This is a genomic window from Streptomyces sp. SD15 (assembly GCF_054462255.1).
On the sequence record NZ_JBTLMO010000002.1, the window covers coordinates 299,041 to 311,148 of the forward strand.

The window sequence follows — 12,108 nt, forward strand, 5'->3', positions numbered from 1 at the left end:
ATTCCCCTTACCGATCAGTAACGTCCCTTGTGCCGGAACCCTAGCGCGCTGGTGGGCGCCATGGCAGGGACCGGTTCGGCCTCGGGTGATCCCGGTTGTCCACAGGGCCCCCACGAGGCGAGTTCTGGCCAGTAATCTCGGCGTCCATGGAGCAGAGGCATCTCGGCCGTACCGGCCTGCGTGTGTCCCGGATCGGACTCGGCACCCTCACGTGGGGGCGGGGTACCGACGAACATGACGCCGCGGACCTGTTGAAGGTGTTCTGGGAAGCGGGCGGGAACCTCGTCGACACCGCGGATGTGTACGGGGACGGGGAGGCCGAGTATGTGCTCGGACAGCTCATAGAGGGGCTCGTGCCGCGCCGCGACCTGGTCATCTCCACCAAGGCGGGCAGCGTGCCCGACCCGGACCGGCGGTTCGACGGCTCGCGCGGGCATCTCCTGTCGGCGCTCGACGCCTCGCTCCAGCGCCTCGGCACGGACTACGTGGATCTGTGGCACATCCACGCCTTCGATCCGGCCACCCCGCTGGACGAGACCCTCCAGGCGCTCGACCTCGCGGTCAGCAGCGGTCGCGCGCGATACGCCGGGGTCTCCAACTTCTGCGGCTGGCAGCTCGCCAAGGCGGCGACCTGGCAGCTCGCGGCACCCGGGGCACGGACCCGGCTCGCCAGTACGCAGATGGAGTACTCCCTGCTCCAGCGCGGTGTCGAGCGGGAGGTACTCCCCGCCGCCCTCGACCTGGGTGTCGGCCTGCTGCCCTCCTCCCCGCTCGGGCGGGGCGTGCTCACCGGCAAGTACCGCGGCGGGACGCCGTCCGACTCGCGGGGCGGCTCGGAGCACCTCGCGCCCTTCGTCGCGCCGTACCTGGACGACGCGGCGAGCGGCATCGTGGACGCGGTGACGACCGCGGCGGACGGTCTCGCGGTCACGCCGCTGCAGGTCGCGCTCGCCTGGGTTCGCGACCGGCCCGGTGTGGCCGCCCCGATCGTCGGCGCGCGCAACGCGCAGCAGCTCACGGCCGCGTTGTCAGTGGAGACCCTTAGTCTTCCTGACGAGATCTGCCGGGCGCTCGACGATGTGTCGGCGCCGGTGCACCACTATCCCGATCACGACTGGAGCACGCTGTGAGCACGGAGCCCGAGACCACGGACGAAGCGGAGCCGGGGGCGCCGGGCGCGGCCGGCGCCCCGCAGGTCGCCGACGCGGGCGACTCCGAGGGCGGCGCGGCGGCGAAGCCCGAGGCCGCCGGGTCCGAGGGGCCCCAGGGATCGGCCACGGCCGGAGAGGCCACGGACGCCGAGGGAGCCACGGTCGAGGGCGACACGGACAGCGCCGCCTCGGCCGGCACGGCTGACGGCACCGGCACCGCAGGCGCCGCCCAGTTGTCGGAGGCCGAGGCCGAACTGGCGGCCCAGCGCCTGGAGCGGGAGCGGATCGAGCGGCGGAAGGCCGAGAAGCAGGGGCCGGTCGCGGCCGGGGCCAAGCTCAGCGGGAAGGCCGCGGATCTGCTCGCGGCGGTGCGGGCCGTGGAGAGCGGCGAGAAGCCCGCGGCATCTGTGGCCGGCGCATTCCGCGAGCCCGAGGCAGCGCCGCGCGCGGCCGCTCCGGAGCGCGCACGGCGCGCGCAGCCCATGCCGGCGCTCCCGGGCGGAGCGGCGTCGAGCGGCGCAGTCCCGGACGGAGCCGCGACGAGCGGCGCGGGGTCGGCCGTTGCAGGGTCGGCCGTTGCGGGGTTCGGCGGCGTGGCGTCGGGCGTCGCGGGGTCGGGCATCGCGACGTCGAGCGTCGCGGCGGAAGCTGTCGAGGGCGTACGCGGCGTGCTGACCGAGGGCGGCGCGCCCGACGCGCTCGCGCCGCAGGTCGTCGCGGCCCTGGGCGAGGGCGCCGGTGAACAGCTGCGCGAGGACCCCTGGCAGTTGCTGCGGGTCGCCGGGGTGCGGCCCGAGCAGGCCGACGGGTTCGCCCGGGCGCTGCTCGGCGCGGAGTGCGGCCCGGACGACGAGCGGCGCGGCCGGGCGCTGACCGTATGGCTCCTCGAGCAGGCGGCCGTCGCCGGGCACACCGCCCTCGACGCTTCGGCGCTCACCGCCGCGCTCTCCCAGCGCGCGGTGCCGGACCCGGACGCGGCCGTGCAGAGCACCCTCGCGGAGGGCGAGGCCCTGGTCTTCCAGGACGCGCTCGACACGGCGGCCCCGGCGCAGGCCAGCGCCGAGGAGGGCGAGGAGGAGCGCCCGGTCCGCATCCTCGTCGGCCTGGAGCGGTACGCCCTGGCCGAGGAGAGCCTCGCCGACGGACTGGCCCGGGTGATGAACTCCGTGCCGAAGGAGGACGGTTCCGCCGCCGACTGGGAGCGGGCCGCCGCATCGGCCGCCCGCTCCGCGGCGGAGCTGATCCGCGCGGTCGCGGGCCACGGCCTGGTCCTCCACACCGGCGGAGACGCGTCCCAGGCCGAAGCGGCGGCACTGCTGTACGCCGCTCGCGGTCTCGGCCTGCGTGGCTGGGCCGCCGCGCACACTCCGGGCGGCCGCGACCTCTTCACGGTCCAGATGGCCCGGTACGACCTGCCGGACAGCACCGAAGAGGGGACGGGCACCGGTGTCTGCACCGTGGCGGGGCTCCTGTCCGGCGCCGAGGGCCCGGGCCGGGACCCGGACGGCACCCTCGACCTGGACCTCCTCGTCGTCCTGGACGCGCCGCAGCTGGACGTCGAGACGGCGGCCGTGCTCGCCGAATCGCTCCCGGACGGCTCGCGGCTGGTGCTGAGCGGGGATCCCGGGGTGCTGTGGTCGGCCGGCCCGGGACGCGTGTTCGCGGATCTGCTCGCGGCGCGGGTCTGCCCGCAGGTGGCCTCGCGGACGCCGGACCCCGGGCCCATCGGCGAGCTGGTCTCCGGGGTCGGGATCGGTGAGCTCCAGCAGGTCGAGGCGCCCGGCAAGGAGGTCGTGATCGTCCCGGTGCGCGACGCCGGTGAGGCGGTGCACCGCACCGTGCAGCTGGTCGTGGACTCGGTGCCGCGCGCGATCGGCATCCCGGCCGAGCAGACACAGGTGATCACTCCGGGGCACGGTGGGGCGGTCGGCACGCGCGCGCTGAACACCGCGCTCAAGGAGCGGCTCAACCCCGGCCCCGGCCGCTTCGGCGGCTTCGACCCCGGCGACCGGATCGCGTACTCCCCCGTTCCGGGTCGTACGGTGCCGGGCCAGGTGGTGAAGGCCGACGCGGACGGGCTGCACCTGGAGTGCTCCGGCGCCGCCGTGGTCGTACCGAAGGAGCGGGTGGAGCAGTCCGTGCGGCACGGCTGGGCGCTCACGGCGCACCAGGCGGTCGGCCTGCGCTGGCCCGCCGCGGTCGTGGTGCTCCCCGGCGACGCCGCGGGGGCCCTGACCAGGCCATGGGTCTACACGGCCTTCGGCCGCGCCGAGCGCCATCTGTCCGTGGTGCACGGGGTGGAGCAGGCCCTGCAGCGGGCGGTGGCCGAGGTCCCCCAGAAGCCGCGCACCACGCGCCTGCCCGCCCTTCTCAAGGCGCAGGTCCCGGCAGCGGGCTGATCCCCCGCCGCCGTACACATGGAGGTGGCGGCCACCGAACCCCCGGTGACCGCCACCCCCTGCAGCACACGCTCAGCGATCGGCGTCCAACGGCTCCAGATCGCCGTCGTCGTCCAGTTCGCCGTCCGGGCCGAGGTCGTCCTCGGTCTCGTCCTCGTCCTCGTCCTCGATCTCGTCCTCGATCTCGTCGTCGTCCGACTCATCGTCGAAGACCGCGCTCACGTCGAAACGGCAGACGACGCGCTGCGGATCGATCGATTCGAAGGGGCTCTCCAGCCACTCACCAGGGTCGGCCGGTTCGTCCGCGGCCGTGACCCAGAGCGTGGAGTCCCCCTCCTCCAGGCCGAACTCCTTGTGCCGGGAGGCGATCTCGTCGGGTTCGAACTCGCCGAACAGGACGCCGAGCGCCCCGTGGACGGTACCGGCCGCCGCGTCGAAGCCGGCGGCCGCGGTGGCCCCGTCCTCCTCCACGGCCTCCACCCGCTGGGCCTGCGCCAGCAGCCGCTGCGGCTCCACCACCGCGTAGTCCCGGCGGATCAGCACGCTCAGCGCGTTCGGCTCCTCGGGGCCCGTGTACGGCGGCAGGGTGTCGTCGGTACCGGGGATCTCGAAGGGCGTGACCTCGTCGTAGCGGTCGTAGAGCAGCTCGTCGTACTCCTCGGCCGCGGCGGCCAGCTCGTTGAACGCCTCGTAGACGGCCGGGTCGTCGTCGCCCGACCTGCGCTCGACCGCGGCCAGGTGGCGATCGAGTGCGGTCTTTACAGCCTCGGCGGCGGCGCGTACCTCGGCAGCGGTGGGCTGCACAGCATCAGACATAGTGCAGACGCTATCCGTACCGGGCCTGTGCCCGCACAATAGATGCGATGCCGGAATACGAATTTGTCGACGTGTACGTGCCACGCGGGGTCTCCCGCAAGGACACGACACGCCTGCTGACGGACCATGCGGAGTACGGACACTGGGAGTTGGACCGCCTGAGCCTGCACCCCGACGGCAGCCGCAGGGTGCGGTTGCGCCGACGGATCATCCGCCAGGTGCGCGCCACGTGGTGAGCGAAAGCGGCTGAAACGGAGCGGGCCCCGCCAGTGCGGGGCCCGCTCCGTTCGCTCTTGTCGTACCCGTTGACGCCTCGTGCCTGTTTACGCCGCCGACCGTGCCCGGCGGTAGAGCACGGCGCCCGCGAGCAGCGCGCCCACGCCCGCCGGGATCACTGCGCCGAGCGGCAGCTCACTGCCGGTCGCGGCGAGCTGCGCGGAGCTCCTGGGCTGGCTGACGGACTGCGTCCCAGGGTGGTTGACGTGCGAGGCGGGCAACGTGCCCGGGTGACCGGGGTGACCCGGCGTACCCGGGTTGCCCGGCGTACCCGGATTGCCCGGCGTACCCGGATTGCCCGGCGTACCCGGATTGCCCGGCGTACCGGGGTTGCCCGGCTGCCCCGGCTGCCCCGGCTGCCCCGGCTGCCCGGGGTGGCCCGGGTTGCCCGGCCCGCCCGGAGGGGGCGTCTGGTGGCCGCCGCCGGGCGGAGTGGCGGGGTGACCACCACCGGACCCATCCGACCCATCCGACCCACCGGCACCGTTCCCGCACGAGTTGCCCGTCGCCGGATTGCCGATCCCGCCCACGTTGACGCTGTTGCCGCAGACATTGACCGGCACGTCGATCGGGACCTGTACGTGGTTCCCGGAGCCGACGCCCGGCGAACCCCCAGCGTGTCCACCGGCCTGCGCGCCGCCGCCCGAGTGGGAGCCCCCACCCTCGTGTCCGCCGCCGTATCCGCCCCCGGAGGAGCGGCCGCCGTCGTGGTTGACGCACTTGTTGCCGATCGCCGGGTTGAGCGCCCCGACGACGTTCACGGTGTTGCCGCAGACGTTCACCGGCGCGTGCACCGGTGCCTGCACCGTGTTGCCCGACAGCACGCCGGGCGAGTCCGAACTGGAGCCGTTCGCACCCGAGTCGGCGTGTGCGTAGCCCCCGGTCGCGGCGAGTACGCCGGTCGCGGCCGCCACGGTCATCAGGCCCTTGCGGGTGACCTGTCGCATAGCTGTATCCCTGCCTTGAGCCCTGAAGTCCTGGGCTTGGACCATCCGGAACGCGCACGCACCCGACTGGCGCGTGCGCCGAAAGTCGGTCGGCCCCGGAGCGCATGGTGTGCACTCCGGGGCCGACCGACTCAGACCCTCATGGGGTGAGGCACAACATCAGTCGTTGATGCAGGTGTTGCCGAAGGCGGGGTTCAGCAGCCCGATCACCGAGATCGTGTTGCCGCAGACGTTCACCGGGACGTGCACAGGCACCTGGACGACGTTGCCGGAGACGACGCCCGGGGAGTGCACCGCGGCACCCTGGGCACCCGAGTCGGCGACGGCCAGGCCGGCACCCGCGAGAACCAGACCACCAGTGGCAGCAGCAGCAGCGACGATCTTCTTGATCATTATTCCTCCTAGTTGGCAAATGCGATCCCAAGTAGCGGATCACATCACCTGTAACGAGGAGGAACTGTTAGAGCTACGAGCTTATGGTCGCATTCACCCTTCCCGGGTGATCTCCGTACGCGCGGGCGAATACCGACGTCAACACGTCATGACGCCTCGATGAAACGGTCGAGCACCCGTACGCCGAATTTCAGGGCATCGACCGGCACCCGCTCGTCGACGCCGTGGAACATGCCCGCGAAGTCCAGCTCCGGCGGCAGCTTCAGTGGGGCGAAGCCGAAGCAGCGGATGCCGAGGTCGGCGAAGGACTTGGCGTCAGTGCCGGCCGAGAGCATGTACGGCACGGCGCGGGCGATCGGATCCTCTGCGGACAGCGCGGTCTGCATGGCGTCGACGAGGGCGCCGTCGAAGGTGGTCTCCAGCGCCTTGTCGGCGTGCACGTCCTCGCGCTTCACCTTCGGGCCGAGAATCCGGTCCAGGTCGGCGAGGAACTCCTCCTCGTACCCCGGCAGATAACGGCCGTCGACATGCGCCGTCGCCTGCCCCGGAATGACATTGACCTTGTAACCCGCGCCCAGCTGGGTCGGATTGGCGGTGTTCTGCAGGGAGGCGCCGATGAGCTTGGCGATGCCGCCGAGCTTGGCGAGCGTCTCGTCCATGTTCTCCGGGTCGAGCTCGGTGCCGAGGGCGTCGCCCAGCTCGTCGAGGAAGTGCCGCAGCGTCTTGGTCACACGCACCGGGAACTTGTGCCGCCCGAGCCGCCCGACGGCCTCGGACAGCTCGGTGATCGCGTTGTCCTTGTGGATCATCGAACCGTGACCGGCGGTGCCGTCCACGGTCAGTTTCATCCAGTGCATGCCCTTCTGGGCGGTCTCGACGAGATACAGCCGCAGCTTCTCGTTGACCGTGAAGGAGAACCCTCCGACCTCGCCGATCGCCTCCGTGACGCCCTCGAAGAGGTCCGGGTGCTTGTCGACCAGGTGCCGCGCCCCCCACGTACCGCCCGCCTCCTCGTCCGCGAGGAAGGCGAGGACGATGTCCCGGGGCGGCTTGCGCCCGCTCCGCAGCCGGTCCCGCACGACCGCCAGCGTCATGGCGTCCATGTCCTTCATGTCGACCGCGCCGCGGCCCCACACCATCCCGTCCGCGATCTCGCCGGAGAAGGGGTGGTGGGTCCAGTCGGCCGCATTGGCCGGTACGACGTCCGTGTGGCCGTGGATGAGCAGCGCGGGCCGCGAGCGGTCCACGCCCTCGATACGGGCCACCGCGGAGGCGCGGCCACGGTGCGACTCGAAGATCTGCGGTTCGAGCCCCACCTCGGCAAGCTTCTCGGCCACGTACTCCGCGGCCCTGCGCTCACCCGGCCCGGAGTGGTCCCCGTAGTTGCTGGTGTCGATCTGGATCAGCTCGCGACAGAGGTCCACGACCTCGTCCTCGCCAGAGACGCTACTGGCCGTGTTCGATTCGCTCACGCTGCTTCCTCCCACTGTCACTGCTGGTGGTTCCTTCCTCATCCTCCCTCCGACCCCCGCCCCACCCCAAGGCCGGACCCGGCCCGTCACACGCCGTTCACGCGGCGACAGGGCGTGATCAGAGGCCCTCGAAAGCCTGGTAATGTTTCCTCTGTCGCCGCGAGGGAAACCCCGCGCGACAGACACCTTGTCCGGGTGGCGGAATGGCAGACGCGCTAGCTTGAGGTGCTAGTGCCCTTTATCGGGCGTGGGGGTTCAAGTCCCCCCTCGGACACCAGCTGAGACCCCTGTTCATCAGGGGTCTCTTTGCTTTCCTGGCGCCCGGCAGGCCGGTGGCGAAGGTCAGCGGGCTGAGCCCGTAGCGCCCGACCGACTCCATGCTCCGCGGCGACCCGGAGCCGGCGCCGACCATCGGCACGTTCCGGGCACGCCCCTCCGTGGCGCGCGGTGACCAGTGGCCCGGCGCCCGAGTGGGGAGTTCAAGCCCTCGCTCGCCGTGTTCGACGTGTTACGGGCAGGTGTGGGGCAGATCTCGTCAGGATGACGTACCCGCACGTCAGAGCCCCGGAATCAGTGGTTCCGGTGCGCCCCAAAGGTCGCCTCGCGTGGCTGCGGCGCAGGTCAGCGGCTAGCGTCGTACTAAAATTTCACGCTTGGTTGGAACTGACGGAAGATCCCCAGGCATACCTGTGGGCCCGTCGGTGCCCGGGAAGTTCCGGGAAACGACACGTGAGGACCCGATGGCAGCCCTCGAGCAAGGCCCCGCACTCGCGCTGTTCGACGAGGAGGTGCGCGCGGAGTTCGGCGACACGGCGCGCTTCTCCGCCTCCATCGCCGCCTCGCCGCGCACGCTGGTCGACATCCTCGACGCCACCGTTCGGGCGTACCCCGACGAGCCCGCCCTCGACGACGGCCACCGCGCCCTCACGTACCGCGCCCTGGCCGCCGAGGTCGAGACACTGCGACGGCGGCTGAGCGCCGCCGGGGTGGGCCTCGGCGACCGGGTGGGCGTGCGGGTCCCGTCCGGTACCAATGAGCTGTACGTCGCCATCCTCGCCGTACTGGCCGCCGGAGCCGCCTATGTGCCGGTGGACGCCGAGGACCCGGACGAGCGGGCCGAACTGGTCTTCGGGGAGGCGGAGGTGCGGGCCGTCATCGGGGCCGAGCACCAGCTGACCCTCACCGGCGCCTCGGACGTTCCCGCCGCGCGCCCCGGCATCGAGCACGACGCGTGGATCATCTTCACCTCCGGGTCCACCGGCAAGCCCAAGGGTGTGGCCGTCAGTCACCGCAGCGCCGCCGCGTTCGTGGACGCCGAGGCCGAGCTGTTCCTGACCGAGGACCCGATCGGTCCGGGTGACAGGGTCATGGCGGGCCTGTCCGTCGCGTTCGATGCCTCCTGCGAGGAGATGTGGCTGGCCTGGCGGTACGGGGCCTGCCTCGTACCCGTGCCGCGGTCGCAGGTCAGGAGTGGTGCCGACCTCGGGCCCTGGCTGGTCGAGCAGGAGATCAGCGTGGTCTCGACCGTGCCCACGCTCGCCGCGCTCTGGGAGCCCGAGACCCTCAACGACGTACGTCTGCTGATCTTCGGCGGTGAGGCCTGCCCGCCCGAGCTGGTCCAGCGGCTCGTCACCGAGGGGCGCGAGGTGTGGAACACCTACGGGCCCACCGAGGCCACCGTGGTCGCCTGCGCCTCCCTGATGACCGGCGCGGAGCCGATTCGGATCGGGCTGCCGCTGAACGGCTGGGAGCTGGCCGTGGTCGATGAGGCCGGGCAGCCGGTCGCGATGGGCGACAGCGGCCAGCTCGTGATCGGCGGGGTCGGGCTCGCCCGGTATCTCGACGCCGAGAAGGACGCGGAGAAGTACGCGCCGCTGGAGTCGCTCGGCTGGGAGCGGGCGTACCGAAGCGGCGACCTGGTCAAGGCGGACCCCGAGGGACTGATCTTCCTCGGGCGGGCCGACGAGCAGATCAAACTCGGCGGGCGCCGGATCGAGCTGGGGGAAGTGGACGCGGCGCTGCAAGCGCTGCCCGGCGTGGCGGGCGCCGCCGCCGCGGTCCGGACCGCCCGCAGCGGCAATCAGCTGCTCGTCGGCTACCTCGTCACCCAGGACGGCTGGGACCACGCGAGTGCCGTCGAGAAGCTGCGCGCCGAGCTGCCCGCCGCCCTGGTCCCGCTGCTCGCCCCGGTCGAGGATCTGCCGACCCGGACGTCGGGCAAGGTCGACCGCAACGCCCTGCCCTGGCCGCTGGAGGGCCTGGAGAGCGGCGGTGCGAAGGAGCAGCTGTACGGCACCGAGGCCTGGCTCGCCGAGCAGTGGAGCGAGGTGCTCGGCATTCCGGTCGGCAGCGCGTCCGACGACTTCTTCGCGATCGGCGGCAGCAGTCTGGCCGCCGCCCAGCTCACGACGAAGCTGCGCACCCGCTACCCCAGCGCCGCCGTGCTCGACATCTATCAGCAGCCCGTCCTGCGCAAGCTGGCCCGGCACCTGGAGAAGTCCGCACAGGACGACGGCGCCGAGCGGACCATCGCGCCGGTGCCCGTGCGGGCCAAGGCGATCCAGCTCCTCCTCCTGATCCCCCTGTTCACGCTGCTGGGCCTGCGCTGGACCGTGGCGCTGGCCGCGCTCGGGAACGTACTGCACTGGTTCGGGCCGTTTCCGTGGGCGCCGACGGCGTCGTGGTGGCTCGTCGCCGCCGGGGCCGTGGTGCTGTTCAGCCCGCCGGGTCGGCTCGCGATCGCCGCGGGCGGGGCGCGGCTGCTGCTGCGGGGCGTGAAGGCGGGCCGCTACCCGCGCGGTGGGAGCGTGCATCTGCGGCTGTGGACCGCCGAGCGGCTGGTCGAGTTCAGCGGCGCGACCTCGCTGACCGGATCCTGGCTGGAGCGGTACGCGCGTGCCCTGGGCGCCAAGGTCGGCGCCGACGTGGATCTGCACTCGCTGCCGCCGGTGACCGGCATGCTGAAGCTGGGCCGGGGTGCCGCCGTCGAGTCCGAGGTGGACCTGTCGGGGCACTGGCTGGACGGTGACCGGCTGGAGATCGGCCCGGTCAAGGTGGGCGCCGGTGCGGTGGTCGGGACGCGCAGCATGCTCTTCCCGGGAGCGCGGGTCGGCAAGCGGGCCGAGGTGGCCCCGGGTTCCGCCGTCGCCGGGCAGATTCCCACCGGGCAGCGCTGGTCCGGAGCGCCCGCCGTGAAGCTCGGCAAGGCGAAGCGGGCCTGGCCCAAGGAGCAGCCGCGGCGTGGGGCGTACTGGCGCGCGATGTACGGCGCGACGGGCTTCGCGCTGACCGCGCTGCCCCTGCTGGCGGGCGTGGCCGCGCTCCTGGTGGCGCACGTGTTCATCGGCGCGGACGCCGGGCTGGGCGAGGCGCTGCGCGGTGCCGCGGTCGCGCTGGTCCCGGCGACGCTGGCCTTCGGGCTGGCGTACGCGCTGCTGCTTCTGATCGCCGTACGACTGCTCAGCCTGGGCCTGCGGGCGGGCACGTATCCGACGCACAGCCGGATCGGCTGGCAGGCCTGGACCGTCACGCAGCTGATGGACCGCTCCCGCGAGACGCTGTTCCCGCTGTACGCCGGGCTGATCACGCCGGTGTGGCTGCGGCTGCTCGGCATGAAGATCGGGCGGGGGGCGGAGGTGTCCACCGTGCTGGCGTTGCCGAGCCTCACCACGGTCGGCGAGGGCGCGTTCCTCGCGGACGACACCCTGACCGCGCCGTACGAGCTCGGCGGCGGCTGGGTGAAGATCGGGCGGGCCGAGATCGGGCGGCGGGCGTTCCTGGGCAACTCCGGGATGACCGCGCCGGGCCGCAGCGTGCCGGACGGCGGTCTGGTCGGGGTGTTGTCGGCGACGCCGAAGAAGGCCAAGAAGGGCAGCTCGTATCTGGGGCTGCCGCCGGTGAAGCTGCCGCGTTCGACCCAGGACGGCGATCAGAGCCGTACGTACGACCCGCCCGCCCGGCTGCTGTGGGCACGGGGTCTGGTGGAGCTGTGCCGGATCGCCCCGGTGTTCTGCTCGGCGGCGCTGGCGGTGCTGACCGTGGCCGCGTTCAGTGCGCTGGGCGCCTGGGCGGCCCTGCTCGGCGGGGTCGTGCTGCTCGGCGTGGGCGCGGTCGCGTGCCTGCTGTCCATCGTGGCGAAGTGGCTGCTCGTGGGCCGGCACCGGGCCGGTGAGCACCCGCTGTGGAGCGGGTTCGTGTGGCGCAACGAGCTGGCGGACACGTTCGTCGAGGTGGTGGCCGTGCCGTGGCTGGCCGGATCCGTGCCCGGTACGCCGCTGATGACGGCGTGGCTGCGCGGGCTCGGCGCGCGGATCGGCAAGGGCGCCTGGGTCGAGAGCTACTGGCTGCCGGAGACGGACCTGGTCTCCCTCGGCGATGCTTCCACCGTGAATCGGGGCTGTGTCCTGCAGACTCACCTCTTCCACGACCGGATCTTGCGGACGGATACTGTTGTCCTCCGTGAGGGCGCCACTCTGGGCCCGGGCGGAATCGTCCTTCCCGGCAGCACGGTCGGGGCGCGCAGCACGCTGGGACCCGCGTCGCTCGTCATGGCGGCCGAATCCGTTCCCGACGACACCCGCTGGCTGGGCAACCCGATCGAAGCATGGCGTTCCTAGGCGCGGCCCGTACGGCGTCCGGGGACGAGGCACCGGCA

The 12,108-nt window shown here is 72.5% G+C and carries 8 protein-coding genes and 1 tRNA gene; 5 read left to right on the forward strand and 4 right to left on the reverse strand.

Features of this window, described 5'->3' with window-relative positions; genetic code table 11:
- Positions 1-146: 146 nt before the first annotated feature.
- Together ACX28W_RS03325 and ACX28W_RS03330 are read left to right on the forward strand one after the other, a co-directional pair.
- Positions 147-1,130: an aldo/keto reductase gene (locus ACX28W_RS03325; protein WP_458997223.1), complete on the forward strand. Its 984-nt coding sequence runs from the start codon at positions 147-149 to the stop codon at positions 1,128-1,130.
- Positions 1,127-3,550, forward strand: a complete 2,424-nt coding sequence (locus ACX28W_RS03330; RefSeq protein ID WP_458997224.1) for a helix-hairpin-helix domain-containing protein — start codon at positions 1,127-1,129, stop codon at positions 3,548-3,550. Before ACX28W_RS03325 ends, ACX28W_RS03330 begins: the two co-directional genes overlap by 4 nt.
- Positions 3,551-3,622: 72 nt before the next feature.
- Here the strand turns inward: ACX28W_RS03330 and ACX28W_RS03335 are convergent, their stop codons facing one another.
- Positions 3,623-4,366, reverse strand: a complete 744-nt coding sequence (locus ACX28W_RS03335; protein WP_458997225.1) for a hypothetical protein — start codon at positions 4,364-4,366, stop codon at positions 3,623-3,625.
- Positions 4,367-4,413: 47 nt separating this feature from the next.
- Here ACX28W_RS03335 and ACX28W_RS03340 point away from each other — a divergent pair, with 47 nt between their 5' ends.
- Positions 4,414-4,602 carry a DUF5703 family protein gene (locus ACX28W_RS03340; protein ID WP_362071002.1) on the forward strand — a complete coding sequence of 63 codons (189 nt, stop codon included), beginning with the start codon at positions 4,414-4,416 and terminating at the stop codon, positions 4,600-4,602.
- 87 nt (positions 4,603-4,689) lie between these two features.
- On the opposite strand, the gene ACX28W_RS03345 is transcribed toward ACX28W_RS03340, so the two are convergent.
- From ACX28W_RS03345 to ACX28W_RS03355, 3 genes are all read right to left on the reverse strand, one after another.
- The gene (locus ACX28W_RS03345; protein ID WP_458997226.1) at positions 4,690-5,589 is read right to left on the reverse strand and encodes a chaplin; all 900 of its coding nucleotides are present in this window, start codon (positions 5,587-5,589) and stop codon (positions 4,690-4,692) included.
- 159 nt (positions 5,590-5,748) lie between these two features.
- Complete coding sequence (gene chpH / locus ACX28W_RS03350; RefSeq protein ID WP_362071006.1) at positions 5,749-5,982, reverse strand: chaplin ChpH; 234 nt, start codon at positions 5,980-5,982, stop codon at positions 5,749-5,751.
- Between the two features lie 146 nt (positions 5,983-6,128).
- On the reverse strand, positions 6,129-7,454 hold the full coding sequence (locus tag ACX28W_RS03355) for a M20/M25/M40 family metallo-hydrolase (RefSeq protein ID WP_458997227.1): 1,326 nt from the start codon (positions 7,452-7,454) through the stop codon (positions 6,129-6,131).
- 189 nt (positions 7,455-7,643) lie between these two features.
- On the opposite strand from ACX28W_RS03355, the gene ACX28W_RS03360 reads away from it, so the two are divergent.
- Both ACX28W_RS03360 and ACX28W_RS03365 read left to right on the forward strand, forming a co-directional pair.
- Positions 7,644-7,731 (forward strand) — tRNA-Leu (locus tag ACX28W_RS03360).
- Between the two features lie 463 nt (positions 7,732-8,194).
- Positions 8,195-12,070: a Pls/PosA family non-ribosomal peptide synthetase gene (locus ACX28W_RS03365; RefSeq protein WP_458997228.1), complete on the forward strand. Its 3,876-nt coding sequence runs from the start codon at positions 8,195-8,197 to the stop codon at positions 12,068-12,070.
- Positions 12,071-12,108 lie beyond the last annotated feature (38 nt).